Annotated in this window: 19 protein-coding genes; 8 read left to right on the top strand and 11 right to left on the bottom strand. The window is 46.9% G+C overall.

All coding sequences use genetic code 11. The annotated features are described in order from the left end of the window. Nucleotides 1-4: 4 nt before the first annotated feature. Nucleotides 5-334: a 5-carboxymethyl-2-hydroxymuconate Delta-isomerase gene (locus ACOGW3_RS09780; RefSeq protein ID WP_419902798.1), complete on the bottom strand. Its 330-nt coding sequence runs from the start codon at nt 332-334 to the stop codon at nt 5-7. A 124-nt stretch (nt 335-458) separates the two neighbouring features. Continuing rightward, complete coding sequence (locus ACOGW3_RS09785) at nt 459-947, bottom strand: GNAT family N-acetyltransferase (protein ID WP_419902799.1); 489 nt, start codon at nt 945-947, stop codon at nt 459-461. A 272-nt stretch (nt 948-1,219) separates the two neighbouring features. On the opposite strand from ACOGW3_RS09785, the gene istA reads away from it, so the two are divergent. The 4 genes from istA to ACOGW3_RS09805 all read left to right on the top strand — a co-directional run bounded on the left by istA (nt 1,220) and on the right by ACOGW3_RS09805 (nt 5,142). After that, complete coding sequence (gene istA, locus ACOGW3_RS09790; RefSeq protein WP_419902800.1) at nt 1,220-2,728, top strand: IS21 family transposase; 1,509 nt, start codon at nt 1,220-1,222, stop codon at nt 2,726-2,728. After that, entirely contained in the window at nt 2,725-3,537 is an 813-nt protein-coding gene (gene istB, locus ACOGW3_RS09795; protein ID WP_419901088.1) for an IS21-like element helper ATPase IstB, read from the top strand. The genes istA and istB overlap by 4 nt, the downstream gene beginning before the upstream one ends. Nucleotides 3,538-3,624: 87 nt before the next feature. Beyond that, nucleotides 3,625-4,407, top strand: a complete 783-nt coding sequence (locus tag ACOGW3_RS09800) for a hypothetical protein (protein ID WP_419902801.1) — start codon at nt 3,625-3,627, stop codon at nt 4,405-4,407. Between the two features lie 153 nt (nt 4,408-4,560). Then, complete coding sequence (locus ACOGW3_RS09805; protein WP_419902802.1) at nt 4,561-5,142, top strand: PhnA domain-containing protein; 582 nt, start codon at nt 4,561-4,563, stop codon at nt 5,140-5,142. A 285-nt stretch (nt 5,143-5,427) separates the two neighbouring features. On the opposite strand, the gene ACOGW3_RS09810 is transcribed toward ACOGW3_RS09805, so the two are convergent. The 6 genes from ACOGW3_RS09810 to ACOGW3_RS09835 all read right to left on the bottom strand — a co-directional run bounded on the left by ACOGW3_RS09810 (nt 5,428) and on the right by ACOGW3_RS09835 (nt 13,001). Then, entirely contained in the window at nt 5,428-5,832 is a 405-nt protein-coding gene (locus tag ACOGW3_RS09810; protein WP_419902803.1) for a F0F1 ATP synthase subunit epsilon, read from the bottom strand. Between the two features lie 50 nt (nt 5,833-5,882). Further along, a complete protein-coding gene (gene atpD, locus ACOGW3_RS09815; RefSeq protein WP_419902804.1) occupies nt 5,883-7,304 on the bottom strand; it encodes a F0F1 ATP synthase subunit beta in 1,422 nt (473 codons plus the stop codon). 45 nt (nt 7,305-7,349) lie between these two features. Beyond that, entirely contained in the window at nt 7,350-8,234 is an 885-nt protein-coding gene (locus ACOGW3_RS09820) for a F0F1 ATP synthase subunit gamma (protein ID WP_419902805.1), read from the bottom strand. Nucleotides 8,235-8,281: 47 nt separating this feature from the next. After that, nucleotides 8,282-9,814 (bottom strand): F0F1 ATP synthase subunit alpha, encoded by a 1,533-nt coding sequence (atpA, locus tag ACOGW3_RS09825; protein WP_419902806.1) that lies wholly within the window; start codon nt 9,812-9,814, stop codon nt 8,282-8,284. After that, a complete protein-coding gene (locus ACOGW3_RS09830) occupies nt 9,814-10,374 on the bottom strand; it encodes a F0F1 ATP synthase subunit delta (protein WP_419902807.1) in 561 nt (186 codons plus the stop codon). Before ACOGW3_RS09830 ends, atpA begins: the two co-directional genes overlap by 1 nt. Before the next feature lie 374 nt (nt 10,375-10,748). Further along, nucleotides 10,749-13,001 (bottom strand): primosomal protein N', encoded by a 2,253-nt coding sequence (locus tag ACOGW3_RS09835; protein WP_419902808.1) that lies wholly within the window; start codon nt 12,999-13,001, stop codon nt 10,749-10,751. A gap of 262 nt (nt 13,002-13,263) precedes the next feature. Here ACOGW3_RS09835 and fsa point away from each other — a divergent pair, with 262 nt between their 5' ends. From fsa to ACOGW3_RS09850, 3 genes are read left to right on the top strand one after another with little or no spacing between them, the layout of a single operon-like run. Continuing rightward, on the top strand, nt 13,264-13,920 hold the full coding sequence (fsa, locus tag ACOGW3_RS09840; protein ID WP_419902809.1) for a fructose-6-phosphate aldolase: 657 nt from the start codon (nt 13,264-13,266) through the stop codon (nt 13,918-13,920). Between the two features lie 22 nt (nt 13,921-13,942). Then, the gene (locus tag ACOGW3_RS09845) at nt 13,943-14,668 is read left to right on the top strand and encodes a DUF484 family protein (RefSeq protein ID WP_419902810.1); all 726 of its coding nucleotides are present in this window, start codon (nt 13,943-13,945) and stop codon (nt 14,666-14,668) included. Beyond that, complete coding sequence (locus ACOGW3_RS09850; protein WP_419902811.1) at nt 14,647-15,648, top strand: tyrosine recombinase XerC; 1,002 nt, start codon at nt 14,647-14,649, stop codon at nt 15,646-15,648. The genes ACOGW3_RS09845 and ACOGW3_RS09850 overlap by 22 nt, the downstream gene beginning before the upstream one ends. On the opposite strand, the gene ACOGW3_RS09855 is transcribed toward ACOGW3_RS09850, so the two are convergent. From ACOGW3_RS09855 to lpdA, 3 genes are all read right to left on the bottom strand, one after another. Next, nucleotides 15,645-16,889 carry an MFS transporter gene (locus tag ACOGW3_RS09855; RefSeq protein WP_419902812.1) on the bottom strand — a complete coding sequence of 415 codons (1,245 nt, stop codon included), beginning with the start codon at nt 16,887-16,889 and terminating at the stop codon, nt 15,645-15,647. The two genes, ACOGW3_RS09850 and ACOGW3_RS09855, sit on opposite strands and share 4 nt — an antisense overlap. Before the next feature lie 34 nt (nt 16,890-16,923). Then, nucleotides 16,924-17,586 carry a hypothetical protein gene (locus ACOGW3_RS09860; protein WP_419902813.1) on the bottom strand — a complete coding sequence of 221 codons (663 nt, stop codon included), beginning with the start codon at nt 17,584-17,586 and terminating at the stop codon, nt 16,924-16,926. A gap of 166 nt (nt 17,587-17,752) precedes the next feature. Next, entirely contained in the window at nt 17,753-19,153 is a 1,401-nt protein-coding gene (gene lpdA / locus ACOGW3_RS09865; protein ID WP_419902814.1) for a dihydrolipoyl dehydrogenase, read from the bottom strand. A gap of 348 nt (nt 19,154-19,501) precedes the next feature. Between lpdA and ACOGW3_RS09870 the strand changes: the two genes are divergently transcribed. Further along, nucleotides 19,502-20,134, top strand: a complete 633-nt coding sequence (locus ACOGW3_RS09870) for a helix-turn-helix domain-containing protein (RefSeq protein WP_419902815.1) — start codon at nt 19,502-19,504, stop codon at nt 20,132-20,134. Nucleotides 20,135-20,323: the final 189 nt, after the last annotated feature.

The following is a 20,323-nucleotide window of genomic DNA, read 5'->3' on the forward strand; positions in this document are numbered from 1 at the left end:
CCATCTACTTAAAATAAGATTCGGAAATATCCACCACTTCTACTGATAACAAGGCTTGACCTTCGAGTGAGGCTCTCTTTGCCTCGAGGACAGCAATACCCAGGTTTTTCTTCTGCTCAGCAGTTCGCCCCGGCAAGAGTTTTACCGTCGTATTCACATAATTCTGCTGTTCAGCGCCTGTTTTGAAATCAGCAAAGGGAATGGCCCTTACTTTAATAGCGGCTGTGTCAAACAAGCCAGAACCAGCTGTTGCCATAAACACATCATCTATCAATTTTGTAATGGAAATTTTACCTTCTAAAGGCGTGGCATATTCGATAATACAATGTGGCATCGGGTGGAATTCCTTAAGTATTTTGATTTCGGTTTCTCTATCGAGACTAAAAGGTACATCGGTAACGAAACAATAAAAAACTGATCTCTTTATAAAGTTAGTGCTGTTCGATACAGAAAATTATTTACTTCTGTTGTTTTTGCCACTTAAGTTCTCGATATTTAACCCCGGCCTTTTGTTTCCAATCTTTAATCGGCTCAAACTGTTGATTACGATAAAATTCGTAACCTGCTGTTGAAGAGTTGACGTAAAGTTCGTTTAAATCAAGCGTATCTCGCATGCGATTTAAAAGCTTTGATGCCAATCCAAGCCTTTGTGCTTTTTCGGCGATGAATAAAAGTAAAACTTGGTTCCCGGAAATTTCCAGATACCCAGAAATTTCATCATCTTCCTCTTGAATAATAAGTGCTTTTGATCCCGTGACTAGGCGCTTTAAAAGCTGACCCGTGGATAGATATTCTTCAAAATCACTCCAGCCCATATCATTAAAATCCCCCGCGATACTCCTCCCCGCTTCAGCAAGAACCATCTGAGACACACCAACGAGATCATCGTCACCGCACGGTCTCAATACCCTGCCATCCTCAAGAAACACCACGTCCATAAAAGGCATCACATGCTCTCATTAAATTATTTCTATAACTTTGAGTTATAAGGGATTATCTTTAACAATTAATAGTAGCGCATTATTGTAATTATAGGACTTGTTCAGCGACAATAACCTTGGCCGGTTGCGACAACCACCTTGGCCGGTGGATCTGATCATTAAAAAGGGCGTGCCCGTTTGATAATCAGATCCACCGGCCAAGGCTTAATTTGGTGTTAGTTACAAGCTGCTGTGAGTTGATAAATTAGGAACCTCTAGATGTAATTGGAGGAACCTGTTTGCCGTATAAATTTATCACAGATGAACAACTGAGACTTTACATGACAGATAGAAAAACTCATGGTCAACGAACCGCCGCTGCCCGCGCAGGGTTTAGCGAACGCACGGCCCGCCGATTTGACGTTGATGCGACTTTACCGTCACAACGCAATATAAAGCGAGGGCGAACAGTTTCTGATCCGCTTGAAGATATCTGGGATAAGGACATCCTTCCCATTTTGGATAAAGACAACTCGGTCAAACCCATTACTTTGTTGCGCCACATACAGAGCCTCTATCCGCTCCGTTTTCCCGATGACCGTGTCAAGCGCACGTTAGAGCGCCGAGTTCGGGGATGGCGGGCTCTGAATGGCCCTGAAAAGGATATCATTTTCAGGCAAACACCTGAGCCGGGTTACATGGGCCAATCAGATTTCACGGATGCAGCCGACTTAAGTATTACCATTGCAGGAGATCCTTTGGTGCATCGGCTCTATCATTTTGTTCTGGTATATAGCCGATGGGAACATGTTGGGGTCGTACTTGTCGGTGAGAGTTTTACAGCCCTTGCGGAGAACTTACAAAATGCGCTTTGGTCCTTGGGGGGCGCTCCTGAAAACCACCGGACCGACAGCCTGTCTGCGGCCTTTCGGAATTTGAGCGTTGAGGAAAAGGAGGACATTACCAAACGTTATTCTGCTTTTGTTGAGCACTACGGTATGGAGGCCAGTCGAAATAACAGAGGGGAATCACACGAGAACGGTGCCATTGAATCTCACCACGGTCACCTTAAGACTGCGATAAAGCAGGCCCTGATTTTGCGTGGCAGTAATGACTTTGACACTTTGGATGAGTATCGGCGATTTTTGGACGAGCTGATTGCTAGACGGAACAAACATCGTGACCAAGATATCCAAACAGAGTTGAAATCTCTCAAGGCGTTACCTCCTCGGCGAACAACAGATTACACTGAAGTCGTGTCGAGAGTTACCAAAACAAGTGGTTTTTTAGTTAAGCAGGTTTTTTATAGCGCCCCTTCTCGCCTAATTGGTCAACGCTTGCGTGTCCATATTTACGATAACCGGATAGAAGCCTATCTAGGCAGCACTCATGTCGTCAGCCATTCTCGTGAGCGGGGGCACGGCAAAGGCCCCCGCATTCATGTTATCAATTATCATCACGTCATTCATGCTCTCAAACGTAAACCTCAGGCACTCGCCAATTCTATTTATCGTGACAGTATTTTTCCAAGAACCGAGTACTCCCTGGCCTGGACATTGTTTCAGAAAAAGTTGTCCCGCAGAGATGCGTGTCGTCAGATGGTTGGGATACTTTTCCTTGCGCACGAAGAGGCTTGTGAGGCCGAAGTCGCGCACCTGATTTCGAGAGAAATCAATGCAGGAAGGCTACCTTGCGCAAAAAAACTTAAGCTGAATATCACAAAAAAGAACACGGATTTACCTCCTGATATTCCCGTGGTTCAACCTTCATTATCAGTCTTTGATACTCTGTTGGAGGATCGGGCATGACAAACATTGAAGTGGATCAGCACAAGCTGCCTCTTATGCTAACTGACTTACGATTACCCAGCTTTCACAAACACTGGCAAGATATCGCAATCCAATCCGACAAGGAGGGCTGGTCAGCAGCCAGGTTCCTTGCCGTTTTGGCCGAATATGAATTGGCCGAAAGGGACACGCGACGCATTCAACGCCATCTCAACGCATCAAACCTGCTGGGCGGAAAAACTCTGGCCACTTTTAACTTCAAGCGGCTGCCTAACGTGAAAAAGGCGCAGGTCGAAGCCTTGTCTGCCGGTGACTGGATTGACGCAAGAGCAAATCTGATTGCCATTGGAAATTCAGGGGGAGGAAAAACTCATCTCCTATGCGCCGTAGGTTATGCTCTTATAGAGGCTGGATACCGTGTGCTCTATACGCAAACCAGTGATCTGGTGCAAAAACTCCAGGCTGCCAGACGTGAACTTATGCTCGAAAACGCCCTCGCAAAACTCGATAAATTTGATCTCATCATTCTCGATGATATTACCTATGCACAAAGGGATATATCTGAAACATCCGTGCTCTTTGAATTGATCGCCAGACGATATGAGTACCGAAGTATTGCAATTGCTGCCAATCAACCTTTTAGCGGATGGGACAATATTTTTCAAGATAAGGCCATGACCGTTGCAGCAATCGATCGTCTTGTTCACCACTCAACCATTCTTGAGATGAATATCGACAGCTACAGACAATGGGAAGCCGCCCAAAATCTCAAAAAAATGTTGCGGAAAACCACAAACAAAAAGGTGAAAAATATGCCTGAAGCATCGTAAATAAACGTCAGATCACAGCCGCATCAAAAGCGGCCAAGGTGGTTGACGCAACCGGACAAAGTGGTTGACGCTCTACAAGGACTTAACATGAAACAAAATAAATTTATTCTGACAATTTCAATCATCATATTTCTATTTCAAAACAATGTAGCTGTCGCCGAAACCTTATCCACAAAAATTAAAAGCCAAAATATAGCACCGATCACGTCTCCCGTTTTGATCACGGTAAAAAGTTACCCACTCACAGAAACTAAGAACATTGAAACAAACAAGACTGTTGGACAACCAGTGATCACCACGACCAAGTTAGGAACAGTAAAAGTTGATATTGGTGATGAACAGGGAACTATGGAGATTAATGTCCTAAATAGTACCGTTAACGGGAAATCACAAAACATCAAATTTGGTATGCTTGCAAATATCCAAAAGAACGGGAAACTGTCAGATATCAGAGTAAATAACTATCCAGACAACGTAACAACTTCCTCCCAAAAGTCGGCAATTGATATCAGCTTCAAAAGCCTCATTTCGAGCCTTGAAGATCTTTCTCTTACCTACCCCGAACATGGTTTCACCAAGGACTATCAATCCAACATTAAAAGTCAAATGATGGGTCTCGACATCGCGTTTCAATACAGTACCGCTGGTTTATATGAATGGAAGGACAGAAAGGCACTGGCTCTTAATCTTGATGTTAAAATCGATGGAGCCGAGGTAAAAGGGACAGGAGAAGGCTATGTTCTTATTGATATAGAAAAGGGCGCAATTCTCTACGAAATACAGACTATGATTTTTTTTGTAGGAAAAAAATCAGATGTACTGATGGAGTTTCAAACTGAAAAAACTCTTGATGTAAGCACATGGCAATAGATCCTTCGGAATGATCTAAGCATTTAATATAAAATTATCAGAGAGAGTGCGTTGTATGAGGATCAAAGCAACGTTAATCTAGCCTCAAAATAAACGGCAACTCGTTATTCTAAAACATATGCCGAATACCGAGCTAACATGAGCAATAAAAAAATGTCCACAGAACAAGATCTAATCACCCGTAGTGGTTCTAAATGTGAGCTTTGTAGCTCCTCTGAAAACCTGACTGGCTTTGCAATCCCACCAAACTCGGATGGGAGTGCAGAACAATCCATTTTGATTTGCTCAACCTGTCATACGCAAATCAATAATCCTGAAGAAATCAATGTTAATCATTGGCGTTGCCTCAATGATAGTATGTGGAGCCAGGTTCATCCCGTTCAGGTAATGGCCTGGCGCATGCTTAATCAGTTGAGAAGCGAAGGTTGGGCACAGGATCTCCTGGATATGCTTTACCTTGATGATCAGACCATGGCCTGGGCGCAAGCAGGTCTTTCAGATCAGTCCGATGAGGATGGGGTTAGTAGACACCTTGATTCGAACGGTGTGGTGTTAGAGGCAGGCGATACCGTCACTCTAATCAAAGATCTTAACGTCAAAGGCGGCGGCTTCACGGCTAAGCGGGGCACTGCCGTGCGAGGCATATCCCTGGTACCTGATAATGCAGAACAGATTGAAGGCCGTGTCAGTGGGCAGCAAATCGTTATTCTGACCAAGTTTGTGAAAAAGTCTTAAGAGGCTTTCACACCCAACAATAAAAAGGGTCAAGAGAGAAAGTTGCTCTAGACCCTTTTTTCTTTCTGTTTATCCAGCTTTTGTTTTCCGCTTGCGGATCAGCATGTTCAAGTCCTCGACAAAGGCAGAAAACCCAACGCCGACATGACTATAAGACCGGAATCATCAAGTACTGTTACCTATGTGACAATACTCTGGTCATATAAATTAATTTATAGAAACGTATAAAAAAAAGCCCGGGCCAAAGTGGCACCGGGCTTTTTCATAATTCTTTAAACTGTCTGATTAACCGATGGCAGTAAGCCGGGCCTCAGACAACTCGATCTGTTTTCTTGCAGCGTCACGTCCAGCATCATCTTTAGCGTCAGAGTAATCCTCTTTCGCATCTTGAAGCTGCTGTTGAACTGTTGCTTTGTCTAGCTCGCTAACTGGCTGAGCAATTTCAGCGAGAACTGTGCAGCGTTCGGTGGTCACCTCAGCAAATCCGCCAGCAACGAAGATACGCTCACTAATCTCTTTACCAGAGTAGATTGCGATCACGCCGGGGCGCACTGTGGAGATCATCGGTGCGTGACGCGGCAGCACACCAAAGTCACCATCTTCACCAGGCACGACAACCATGTCGACACTCTGGGAAAGAAGAAGTTTCTCTGGTGATACGAGTTCGAATTCCACCTGTTGGTTGGCCATCAATCTCTTCCTGCTACCGGTCTTACGACAATTAAACTATTCACGAAACCTTAAGCGGCTTCAGCGGCCATTTTCTCAGCTTTGGCAACAACTTCACTAATGGTACCAACCATGTAGAAAGCTGCTTCTGGAAGGTGATCATATTCACCAGCAAGAATGCCTTTAAAACCGCCAATGGTATCTTCTAGGGCAACCTGAACACCAGGTGAGCCAGTGAAGACTTCAGCCACGTCAAACGGCTGTGACAAGAAGCGCTGGATCTTACGAGCGCGGGCAACTGTCATTTTATCTTCTTCGGAAAGCTCATCCATACCCAAAATCGCAATGATATCCTGCAGATCTTTATAAGACTGTAGAACACGCTGGATTTCACGGGCAACGGTGTAGTGCTCTTCACCGATCACTGATGGCTCAAGAATACGGCTGGTAGAATCCAGAGGATCCACAGCTGGGTAAATTCCAAGCTCAGCAATCTGACGAGACAGAACGGTTGTCGCATCCAAGTGAGAGAAGGTTGTTGCAGGTGCAGGGTCAGTCAAGTCATCCGCAGGAACATAAACGGCCTGAACGGAAGTGATTGAACCTTTCTTCGTAGAAGTAATACGCTCCTGCATGGCACCCATATCAGTACCAAGAGTTGGCTGATAACCAACCGCAGAAGGAATACGACCAAGAAGAGCTGAAATTTCAGAACCAGCCTGTGTGAAGCGGAAAATGTTATCCACGAAGAACAGAACGTCCTGACCTTCTTCATCACGGAAATACTCAGCCTGAGTAAGACCAGTCAAAGCAACACGAGCACGGGCTCCTGGAGGCTCATTCATCTGACCGTAAACAAGCGCACATTTACTGTCGCCGTCTAGGTTGATAACGCCACCTTCAATCATTTCGTGGTAAAGATCGTTACCCTCACGAGTACGCTCACCAACACCAGCAAACACAGAGTAACCACCGTGTGTTTTCGCGATGTTGTTGATCAATTCCATGATTGTCACGGTTTTACCAACACCAGCACCACCGAAGAGACCAATTTTACCACCCTTTGAATAAGGGCAGAGCAAATCAATAACCTTAATACCTGTTACCAGGATCTCAGCATCAGTTGCCTGTTCGTCAAAGTTAGGAGCAGCACGGTGAATTGGGAAAGCAGATTTGTTTCCAATTTCGCCACGCTCGTCAATTGGCTCACCAACAACGTTCATGATACGACCCAGAGTTTCTGGACCGACAGGAACTTTAATCGCATCGCCAGTATCAACAACTTCCTGACCGCGCATTAGGCCGTCTGTTGCATCCATAGCAATGGTACGAACAGTGTTTTCACCCAGGTGCTGGGCAACTTCAAGAACAAGGCGTTTGCCATCGTTCTGTAGTTCTAGAGCGCCCAAAATTTCAGGCAGAGCGCCTGTAAATTGAACGTCAACCACGGGTCCGAGGACCTGTGTGATCTTACCGATATTCTTATCAGCCATTTAGTGTCACTCCTTAGCCAGTGCGCTTGCCAGGGCTCTCAATAATTAGAGAGCCTCTTTGGCGGAGATAATTTCAATCAACTCGTTTGTGATGTTTGCTTGACGCGTTCTGTTATACTGAATCGACAGTCGATCAATCATCTCGCCAGCGTTACGTGTCGCACTGTCCATAGCGGACATACGAGCACCGTGCTCACTAGCGGCATTTTCAAGCATCGCTTTGAAGATCTGAATTGAAATGTTACGAGGCAACAAATCGCTCAAGATTTTCTCATCCGATGGTTCGTAATCGTAGATACTGCCATCAGCAAGGCCAGATGCATCCGCATCGCCCTCAGCTTCAAACGGGATCAACTGTTGAGCAGTCGGGATTTGAGCGATTACAGATTTGAACTTCGCATAGAAGATCGTGCAAACGTCAAATTCGCCAGCATCAAACATTCCCAACACGTGATCAGAGACTGTCGTTGCTTTATCAAAACCCAAACTAGGTTTTGCCACATCTTCAATCGTATCAACGATGCTGGATCCAAATTCCCGTCGTAACTGATCACGAGATTTACGACCGATGCAGTAGAACTTTACAGTTTTACCAGCCTTGATCAGCTCATGAGCTTTATTGCGTGCTTCTTTCACAATATTTGAGTTGAAGCCACCGCAAAGACCGCGATCGGCCGCAGCTACGATCAGTAAATGAACGTCATCTTTACCAGTTCCAGCGAGAAGAGGAGATGCTCCGGGCTGTTTACCTGCAGATACAGCAAGAGAACCTAACATCCGTTCCATACGCTCTGCGTATGGTCGGGATGCTTCAGCTTGTTCTTGTGCACGGCGCAGCTTAGCCGCAGCAACCATCTTCATGGCCGAAGTGATCTTTTGCGTTGACTTAACGCTAGAGATCCTAAGTTTCAGATCGTTTAAGTTTGCCATGTCGTTATTCGTTTCCCACAGCCATTAAACTCTGGACTGCCAATCCGTTATACAAAAGTCTTGGCAAAATTATCCATGAAGGATTTCAGCTTGCCTTCTGTATCAGCAGAAAGAGCTTTGTCTTTACGGATAGCTTCCAGAATGTCCTGGCCATTGCCACGAATTTCAGAAAGAAGTTTTTCTTCGAAGTGACCGATCGCTTTCACGTCAATCGCATCAAGATAACCCTTCACACCTGAATAAATAACAACAACCTGCTCTTCAACAGTCAGCGGCTTGTACTGTGGCTGCTTGAGGAGCTCGACCAAGCGAGAACCACGAGCCAACAGGCGCTGAGTTGCGGCATCGAGATCAGAAGCGAACTGAGAGAAAGCTTCCATTTCACGATACTGAGCGAGCTCAAGTTTAATACTACCAGCAACTTGCTTCATAGCCTTGATCTGCGCTGAAGAACCAACACGGGAAACCGATAGACCAACGTTAACAGCTGGACGGATACCTTTGTTGAAGAGGTTCGTTTCAAGGAAGATCTGACCATCCGTAATAGAAATCACGTTAGTCGGAATAAAGGCAGACACGTCACCGCCCTGAGTTTCGATCACAGGAAGAGCAGTCAAAGAGCCTGCACCGTGTTCGTCGTTCAATTTACATGAACGCTCAAGTAGACGGGAGTGAAGATAGAAAACGTCACCAGGATAAGCTTCACGTCCAGGAGGACGACGAAGAAGAAGAGACATCTGACGATAAGCAACAGCCTGCTTTGAAAGATCATCATAAACGATCACAGCGTGCATTGCATTGTCGCGGAAGTACTCACCCATGGCTGCGCCAGTGTATGGAGCAAGGAACTGAAGCGGTGCAGGATCAGAAGCAGTCGCAGCAATAACGATGGAATAATCCATGGCGCCATTGTCTTCGAGTGTCTTAACCAAACGAGCAACAGTGGAACGTTTCTGACCAACAGCTACGTAGATGCAGAAAAGCTTTTCGCTTTCGCTAGAAGCAGCATCGTTCGTTACTTTTTGGTTCAGGATCGTATCCAGAGCAATCGCAGTCTTACCTGTCTGACGGTCACCAATGATCAGCTCACGCTGGCCACGACCGATTGGAATAAGACTATCAATAGACTTAATACCAGTCTGCATTGGCTCATGAACAGACTTACGTGGAATAATGCCAGGGGCCTTTACTTCCACACGAGTAAGTTCAACATCCTTAAGAGGGCCTTTACCGTCAATTGGGTTACCAAGACCATCGACAACGCGACCGAGCAGGCCTTTACCTGCAGGTACGTCAACAATAGAGCCGGTACGTTTGACTGTATCGCCTTCTTTAACACCACGGTCATCACCAAAAAGAACGACACCAACGTTGTCGACCTCAAGGTTAAGGGCCATGCCCCGAATACCGTTAGCAAATTCCACCATCTCGCCAGCCTGAACATTGTCCAGACCATAAATGCGAGCCACACCATCACCCACAGAAAGAACCTGGCCTACTTCAGCCACATCAGCGTCAGCGCCGAAGTTTTCAATCTGGTTTTTGAGAATGGTAGAGATTTCAGCGGCGCGGATATCCATTACCCAACCCCTTTCATCATCAGTTCAAGTCTCTGAAGTTTTGTACGCAAGGAGCTATCAACCATGCGGCTACCAACCTGCACAATCATGCCCCCGATTAATGTTTCATCGACAGTTACGTCAACTTCAACAGAACCACCTACAGAAGCCTTAAGGGCATCTGCAATTGCTTTCTGTTGTGTCTTAGTTAATTCGTGTGCTGCTGTTACTTTAGCCCGAACTTCACCGCGGCGACGCGCCAGTTCCGCCAAATAAGCGTCTGCCATGTCTGCCAAAACAGCAAGACGACGATTTTCAGCAACAACCAATACAAAGTTACGTGTCACATCATTGACACCCGCTTTGTCGAGTATTGCAGAAAACGCAGTTACCTGCTGGTTGCGTGTGTAGAGCGGAGAGCTGAGCAAATCCTGAAGTTCAGAGCTACCTGAAACGAGTTGTTTCAAGCCAGCCAAATCTTCAGCCACTGCATCCAATGCAGATTTTTCCTCGGCAATTCCCAGCAACGCTAACGCATAGCGTCCTGCCAAGCCATTCAAGCTAGTGTTTTCGCCTGCCAAGCCGATTGCCCCCAAGATAAACCAGAAACTGACCCTGCCCGAACAGGTCGCATTTCAGTGAAGCCGAAATTCTTTCGATAGGAAAAGTACAATCAGTACTAATCATCAGGCGCGGGTTTGGTATCACAGACATAACAGGGTTTCAAGCGAGTCAGATGAAAGATTCGAGCTTTTATTACACTCTTTTTCGCAACTGCACTCTGCCAAAGCTTCGTCAAACACTTGGAAGTCCCTGTTTATCCTTAAAAATAACCAGTTAAGATTCTGTTTTCAGGCCAACTTTGACGTAAAAAAAAACTTTTCCAATATGAAATTTCCGTAAGAAGTTCTCTTCAGAATCAGAAAACTGGAAATATTGATAGAGCCATGCATCCCTATAAAAAGGAATATGGATCTATATCGACCACAACCTTGATTCTGGATGAAGGCTTTATGCGACCAAGCCACTCTTTGGCGATACCTTGAGGCGCGATCGACCGTTTGGACATTATAAGGAATCGGCGTCGAAATTTTCCACGCAATAAAGCAAGCGGTGCTGGGGCAGGTCCAAGAATTTGAGCGCCTTCTATTTGCGGGATAGCACGCGCAAGACTGGCACAGAAATTATCCAGCTCTGATTCGTCGGGGCCAGAAATGATGACAGCTGCCAAGCGACCAAATGGCGGTAAGTGCCCTCTTGCCCTTGTTTCAGCTTCAAGTTCGAGGAATTTATCCCGATCTCCAGCCTTGAGAGATTGCATCACCGGATGGTTGGGATCTGATGTCTGGAGCAGAACCCGCCCCTTACGCTCCGCGCGCCCTGCCCGACCAGCAACCTGGTGAAGAAGCTGGAAAGTTCTCTCTGCAGCCCTCAGATCACCGCCGAACAAACCAAGGTCAGCATCAACCACACCGACTAATGTCAAATAGGGAAAGTGATACCCTTTGGCGACAACCTGTGTACCCACCAACAGATTGACATCCCGATTCTGTATCCGCTCGACCATTTCTCTGGTTGCTGCTGGCGACGTGAGTGTATCACTGGCCATCAAGGCAACATTAGCTTCTGGAAATAACTTTGTCGCTTCTTCTACAATCCTTTCCACACCGGGGCCACAGGCAACCAACGTATCTTCTGCTGCGCATGAAGGACATGTTTCAGGTAAGGCCGCACTAAACCCACAATGATGACATTGTAGTCTTGTAAATCGGCGATGTTCGACCAACCAGGCAGTACAATGCGGACATTGCATCCGGTGTCCACAGGTTCGACAAAGCGTCAGTGGCGCATACCCCCTCCTATTAAGAAAGAGCATGGCCTGTTCACCAGCCTCCAGAGTCTGTCGGATCGCCCCACGAAGTGCTTGCGACAACCAACCTGGCCCCGTGTTCAATCGTTCTGGCTTATCAAATCGCAAATCAATCAGTTCGATATCCGGCATGCCAGCACCACCATGCCGCCCCGGAAGGATGAGGCGGTCATAACGGCCATTCTGTACATTAACCATGGTCTCAAGTGCCGGAGTAGCCGAAGCCAGGACAACAGGACATGAACAACATTTAGCCCGAACCACAGCCATATCGCGTGCATGGTAATAGACCCCGTCTTCTTGCTTGAAGGAACCCTCGTGTTCTTCATCAACAATAATGAGACCCAGATTTTCGTAGGGTAATATAAGAGCCGAACGCGCGCCCACCACGACCGGGGCCTTCCCCTCGGATACAGCGCGCCAGGTTTTACGCCTAAGAGCAGGTGACAGTTCGGAATGCCATTCTGCTGGCGCAACGCCGAATCGCTGTTCAAAACGATCCAGCCACTGACTGGAGAGGGCAATCTCGGGTAGGAGAACAAGAACCTGCCGCCCCTCTTTTATCGCGGCTTCAACAGCCTCGAAATACACTTCCGTTTTACCTGATCCAGTGACCCCATCTAAGAGAACAGTAGAAAACGTGTGTTCACGCACCCGCTTCATCAGATCATCGGCAGCGTCTCTTTGTCCTTCTGACAGTACTGGACCTTCAACTTTAAAGTCCGGTATCGGGAAAGAGAAATCCGGAACATCATAATAACTTTCTACGAATCCCGCCTGCTCTAACCCCTTAATAACAGAACCAGAGACACCAGCTTCCTTTGCCAGATCGCCAATGGCCCATCCGCCACTGTCACGTACAACATCGATGACCCGCTTTCTCGCAGCCGTAATTCTTAAGGCACTATCGACCTCCCCCCCCTCGACGAAACGCACGAGCTTTTGTCCGACAATCGTCTCCAAAGCCTGAGGTACCGACAAAGCCATTTTCAGAACAGAGCCCTGGGGAGAAAGGGTGTAGGTGGAAACCCACTCGATAAATTTTCGTAATTCAGCCTTAAGAGGGAGCGCTTCAGAGACGCTTACTATTTCCTTTAACTTTTTAAGGGGAACATCCTCATTGGCAGCACCATCCCAGACAACGCCGGGAAGAATCCGGCGTCCAACAGGCACCTGCACAATTTGTCCCGGCTCAAGATTGATCTGTTTACCGTCCGGACCATAGGGCAATATGTAATCATAAGGGCGATCAATAGGTAGTATAACCTGCACTCGACAACGAAGCGGCTTTTCTATGCTCTGATCAAACAACGTCAGATCGCTGCCACTTTCAAACACGAATCGTTACCCTCATATCCATAAAACTTGCTAAGCCTGTTGATTGTTTCTGCCAAGACTAGGCGAGACAAGAAAGAAAAACATCTATTTCTCGTTTGAACGCGAAAATCCTCCCCTTATTCTAATTTACGACTTTATTTACAACGGAACTCTGGACCTCTGGCGGTGAGACGCTATCTTGGGGCAGACATATTTTCTGCAAACCATGACGGCCAGTCCTTTGGCCTCACCGGGCAGAACCAGATTTATAACGAGGTTATTGATGGAATTTTTTATCGACACTGCGGATATTAATGAAATTCGCGAACTAGCAGCCACCGGTCTTGTAGACGGCGTAACAACCAACCCGTCTTTAATTGCAAAAAGTGGTCGTCAGTTCATCGAAGTGATCAAAGAAATTTCCGAAATCATTTCCGGTCCAATCAGTGCAGAAGTTACCTCTCTTGAGTACGAAGGCATGGTTGCCGAAGGACGTAAACTTGCAGCACTGGCAGACAACATTGTTGTTAAACTTCCGCTTACGCCAGACGGACTGAAAGCTTGTAAGACTTTCTCTGATGAAGGCATCTCTACTAATGTGACGCTTTGCTTCTCTGCAGCTCAGGCTCTTCTGGCCGCAAAAGCCGGCGCAACATATGTCTCACCCTTTATTGGACGCCTTGATGATCTAGCCCAAGATGGCTTGACCCTGATCTCAGATATTGTGGAAATTTATAACGCTTATCCTGATCTGAGCACCAAAGTACTGGTGGCATCAACACGCAGCCCACTGCACATTGTTGAATCCGCAAAAATGGGCGCAGATACGGCTACAATCCCACCAGCAGTACTTCGTGCTATGTTTAAGCATCCTCTGACAGATAAAGGCCTGGATGCTTTTATGGCTGATTGGGAAAAAGCGGGTCAGACAATACTTTAAGCGCTAACGCTAGGAACAAGATATGAGCAGCCCTTCTCAGGATGTTGAGACGGCTCCGGAAAAAGAGCCCCTCATCACTGCGCGTCATGTAGAAAAATTTCTACGTCAGCACGCGGATTTTCTGGTGCAGAATCCACAGATCATTGATTCTCTTGAAATACCCGGAAAAACAGAAGGGCGCGGTCTTGCTGATCTCCAGCAATATATGATCGAAAAACTCCGCACCAAGCTAGATCAGGTAACAAGAGAACGTGACCTCGTTATTTCACGAAGTCACCACAACAAGCTGACCCAAGACAGAACGCACCGCGCCGTCAAAGCGTTGATTTCAGCAAAAAACTTTGAGCACCTTATCGACATCATAAGCACAGAACTCCCCATAATCATGGGGATGGATGCCATTGCTATTGGGGTCGAACAACCTGGTGAGGCTGACGTTGCAGCCCCCGTTGAAGGTATCTCCTGCCTGTTACCAGGTATGGTCGATGGCCTTATCGGCGGAGGACAGCCCGCGATTCTTAGAGACCATATCGAAGGTGACGTCTGCCTCTATGGTACTATGGCCCCTTTGATTCAATCAGATGCCTTGATCCGCCTACATATCTCATCCACAACCCCCCCAGCCATGTTGGCTTTTGGATCTCAGCGAGACGATCAGTTTGAACCCGGCCAGGGAACTGAGCTCATTCGTTTTATCGGCTCAGTGGTCGAAAATACGATCCGGACATGGTTAAAACTCCCGGAATAAAGAGGGGCAGCCACATAAAGAAGCCAGAGCAAATCGATCTTTCCCCAATTGCTTGGAAAAACGATGTCCAACAAGCCGTTGAAGGCTGGTTGAAGTGGCATGCAACGGAAAAACGCTCATCCGATAAAACACTCGAAGCCTATGGTCACGACATCCGTAGTTTCCTGCGCTTCCTTGCTGATCACAGCGGAGAACTCTCCTCTCTATCAACGCTAAACGACCTTCAAACACGCGATTTTAGATCCTGGCTGGCAGCACGCTCGGCGCGTGAACTCAGCAAAGCGTCAACGGCACGATCACTTTCTGCCGTTCGGGGCTTCTTCAAATGGCTCAATCGGCGTGAACTCATTAATAATCACGCACTGGATATTTTGAGGACACCCAAACGCCCGCAAACCGTTCCTAAAGCCCTAACAAAAGAAGAGGCCAAGCAGGTTATGCACGAAAGTACCCATCTCCACGATGATAGCTGGGTAGGACTACGTGATCAGGCCATATTCCTTTTACTCTACGGCTGCGGGTTACGCATTTCAGAAGCTCTCTCTCTCAACCAATGCGAAGCGCCAACACATAAACAACAGACACTTCGCATTACAGGTAAGGGAAAGAAAGAACGTCTGGTCCCCATTTTACCCGTCGTTTGCGAAGCCATCGATAAATATCGAGCCGCCTGCCCTTTTTCTCGCAATCCAGACGAGGCTCTTTTCCTTGGCGTAAAAGGAAAACGCCTCTCGGCGCGGATTATTCAGCTGCAAACTCAAAAGCTGCGCGGGCTACTCGGACTTCCTGATACAGCGACCCCGCATGCGCTACGCCACAGTTTTGCGACACATCTGCTCGCCAACGGAGGCGATCTTCGCGCTATTCAAGAGTTACTGGGTCACTCATCGCTATCCACGACCCAACGCTACACTGATGTTGATGCGGACGAGCTGTTAAAGGTGTACGACAAGGCTCACCCAAGCGCGTTAAAAAGCTAATCCGTTCCTTTGGACAGAGGCTCGCTTTGACCAAGCTTATGTATAAACATCGGCCCCAATAGAACACCGATCCCCATTGTTGAAAAAGCCGCCGCCCAAGCCAGGGTATTTTCAGAGCCGCCAAATAGATCGAGCACCGCTCCAAAGACGATTGGCGATAGAGAGCCAGCAGCAAATCCGGCCAAAGACTGAAGCGCCATAGTCGCGCCTTTGCGTTTCGGGTCCGAGTTGGCGACGATACCCGATGTCAAAGAAGACGAGTCTGCTGTTGTTGTGATCCCGTAAAGGGTGAAGCCTGCGATCACGACAACAAAAGGAAGGCTGGCAGAAAAGCCTATTGCAAAGCTTAATACCGCTGACAGGACCATCACAAAGGTCAGCAGCTTTCTACGGCCAAAGCGAACAGAGAACTCATTACCGATAACGCTTGCCGGCAATCCCAATAAAAAGACCCAGGACGCAATTTGAGTTGGGCTCCAGCCAAAGCTATCGACAGGCTGCAAAGATAGAGAAAAAACCAGGAACACGACCAGCCATGCCCTGAAGGCAAAAAGCTCCCAAAGGTGAGCCGCATAGGCAAAGATGTATCCCAGAGCGGGACGGTTGGCGATAACGGGGCGAAAATCTATGAGCTCGTTAAGAGGGATATGGTGTTCAGGTTTATGACCTTTTGAGACAAAAAGTAAAACCACGCCCCAGGCAAAAAAACTACCAATACCAGCAACAAGAAATGACCACTGCCAACCCCAAATGCTCCAGACTTCTCCGGCAACAAAAACGGATACTCCAGTACCAATGGCAAAATGCGCCGTATAATAAGCAACTGCTCGGCTTTGTTGTTTCTTTTCGCTCACCAGATCGGTTAGAAGTTTTAGCCCCACCATATAGGTTCCAGCCAAACTGACCCCCGCAAAGAGCCGGAAGACCATCGCTGTCCAAAACCCCTCAGCCAGCAACGCAAAGCCAAGGGCAGCAAAACCACCGAGCGCCATAGAGTAGAGATAAATACGTCGCGCATCTTCTCTATCGGTAAGCGCAACAAGCAAAGGCACCGCCGCGGCATAACCGCCGTAATAGATCCCACTGATCCATCCAATCTCAGTGTTGCTCAGCAGCCATTTTTCCTGAAAGAGAATGATAAGGGCCGAAAAGGTTGCGTTATCGAGCATGCCCAAAACTTGTGAGAGACACATCACAGCGATCAAAGACGTCGCTTTTTTTGTTGTACTACCGTCAAGCATTGCAATCCAACAAACTACCACTCCGTATATAAAGTCAGTCTGACAAGACCTCTACCGCTTTCTCAGAAAAGGGCCAGTTGTCATTGTCCCAGAAGCGCCTGTTTCTAACACCTTCAATATCACCATAATTTCCCGAAACCTTGAGATACAACTTTGGAATAAAACGAAAACTTTGGTTATCTGACACAACCTTCCCATCAGCCATTTCCATAGAACCTTCTTTACGAATATGCACAGCTGAATAAATGCAGCCGCCAAGATCAACCTCGTCAGCCTTTTCGATAAAATAGGTTGCGGTAGTTTTTACCTTCCGTGATGGCGTGGCAGGGTTATATCTGACACTTTCAAATATATGTTCTGTTCCTACTTTGAATTGTAGCAACTCACTCATATCTGTTAACGGCTCTTCATATTGAATAACATTCCCATCACGCCAATGTTTATGCGTAAACAGTCCCGCATAAGTAACAGAGGTCCTGTCAGGAAAAATGCCATTAATATAGTTATTCCCAATGAGGGGACCCGATAACCTACGGTATCGTTTATAAAGGACACCAACTCGCGCAGGTGTCGTAAAGATTATCCCCTGATCAAGATCTGCTGCAGTTGGGCATGAAGAGAAAAACCCCTCTGCCTTAACAGTCGTAACGTTAATCAGCATCCCAACTGCAAACACCAGAAAAGTTGCTTTTTTCATTTCCCCCCCATGCCCCAAAAGGTCTTTTTATTTATCGTATTCTATTAAGACTGCCGAATATGGAAAGCACTCATTTATGCTATAATTTTACATGCATATATTGGCAAAATAAAAAAGGGGCAGCAAAAAGCTACCCCTCAATCTTAAATCCGATGAACTGATCGGATTACATGTGGATTGCGCGCTTATCGACAGCCAGAGCAGCCTCTTTAACCGCTTCACTCAAACCTGGGTGTGAGTGACAGGTACGGGCGATATCTTCGGCTGATCCACCGAATTCCATCACGGCGACGGCCTCTGAGAGTAACTCACCAGCCACAGGACCAATGATGTGAACCCCAAGCACCTTGTCGGTGGCCGCATCAGAGAGGATTTTTACCTGCCCATCAGATTCACCCATGCAACGTGCACGGCTATTGGCGCTGAAGGGGAATTTACCCACATTGTAAGCGACACCTGCTTCTTTCAAAGCTTCTTCGCTTTTACCAACGCTGGCAATTTCAGGATGGGTATAGATAACACCTGGGATCAAGGCATAGTTTACATGGCCATGTTGACCTGCCAATGTTTCTACACAGGCAACGCCATCTTCTTCGGCCTTGTGAGCCAACATAGGGCCAGGCACGCAATCACCAATGGCATAGATACCATCTACGGATGTTTTAAAGTTACCGTCTACCTGGATGATGCCGCGCTCCATAGTAACGCAGAGCTCTTCAAGGCCAAGACCTGATGTGTACGCACGGCGCCCAATAGCAACAAGGACGGTATCCACTTCAAGTTCTTCAACCTTACCTTTTTTCACGGATTCCATGGTCAGCTTGACCTTGCCAGCCGCTTTGTCAGCGCCCGTTACCTTCATGCCAAGTTTGAATTTGAGGCCCTGTTTGCTCAGAACGCTCTTGGCAAGTTTGCCAGTCTCTTCATCTATACCAGGGAGGACTTTATCGAGAAATTCAACGACAGTTACCTTTGCACCAAGACGTGACCAGACGGAGCCAAGCTCGAGCCCAATAACCCCAGCACCAATCACAACCATGCTTTCCGGGACTTTCTTCAACGAAAGTGCGCCAGTTGAGGTTACGATTTGATCTTCATCCGTTTTAATACCAGGAAGCGGCGTAGATTCGGAACCTGTAGCAATCAGGATATTCTTGGTCTTGAGCGTCTGTTCGCCATCCTCGCTTTTAACCGCTACTTCTCCAGCTTTTGGAATAGAGCCCCAGCCCTTGATGTAATCAACCTTGTTTTTCTTTAGAAGAAACTCAACGCCTTTGGTCAGATCATCGACAACCTTGTCTTTGCGACCCAACATCGTTTCCAGATCTAGCTCAATGCTGGCTTTAATACCATGCTCGGCAAAATGGTTTTGAGCGTCTACATACTTTTCGGATGAGTTCAGCAACGCCTTTGACGGCATACACCCAACATTCAAGCAGGTACCACCCAAGGCGCCTCGGCCTTCAACACATGCCGTTTTAAGCCCCAATTGTGCTGCGCGAATTGCCGCAACATACCCACCCGGGCCACCACCAATAATGACCAGATCGTAGAGAGCTTCACTCATTTTACTATGGATCCTTTCAGTGTCCTGGGGATTCTCCCCCATAACCATGACGCACAGAGATTGCGACAGGTCGGCTATAAGCTATTTGATTTCGATAATCTGGATAGCATAGGAAACCTGATGCACATAGCCTTGAAGCAATAAAAACTACAGAAAACTTCACTGGTAAGTTCAAGACTATGATGACTCTGCTATCGACGCAGATATAAAAACATTCACAAACGGGGCGAGATTAGCTAATATTCCGATAGCAATCAAATATTTCTTATCGGAAACTTGTTGTGATTTTTTGAGCGGCTATTAAGAAGTATAAAAACAAATATAAAAATCAGGGGATTGGGGCAAGGCATGGCAAAGAAAGATACACATAAAATTATAGAGCCTAAAGCCACCATATCAGGGGCCGAGCAAACCCTGGAACCCTTGAAATTAGGGACCAGACTCCGTGATGTACGCAAAAGAAGAAACTGGACCCTGGAAGAAGCATCCAAAAGAACCGGACTCGCCCGTTCAACACTGTCTAAAATCGAAAACGACCAGATGTCGCCAACATTTGAAGTCGTTCAAAAGCTGGTTGCCGGGCTAGAGATCGACATTCCCCAACTCTTTACCAAAGGGGACACTCAGAAAAATGTTGGTCGGAAAACGATAACCCGCAAAGGTGAGGGAAAGCCTCACCCCACGGCCACATATGAGCACGAACTGCTCTGCACTGAAATCATCAACAAAAGGATGATTCCCTTTAAGAGCACCATTCACGCACGCTCCATGGCCGATTTTGGAGAACTCGTGCGCCATAATGGGGAAGAGTTCCTCTTTGTGTTAGAGGGCCAGCTCACTTTCTATACCGAGTTCTATGAACCCATAACTCTGAATGAAGGTGATAGCCTCTATTATGATAGTGGAATGGGTCACGCCTGCATATCAACCAGTGAAAAAGATGCCGTCATCATCTGGGTTTCGACGCCACACCCTTATTAAGATACTGATACTTAAATAATTTTAGTACAATCACAGCCCCATCACATAATTTTTATTACAAGAACACAGATTCCCGCATTGCGGAAATGTTTCCAATAGGATAAAACGACCAAAATTAGAAATCGAAAAACGATTTTATAAAAGCAGCTCCCAGCAGAGTAACTAGTGGCACTTCTCCGCTTTGTTGAG

The sequence above is a fragment of the Kiloniella sp. genome (assembly GCF_965205715.1).
Taxonomy (GTDB): Bacteria; Pseudomonadota; Alphaproteobacteria; order Kiloniellales; family Kiloniellaceae; genus Kiloniella.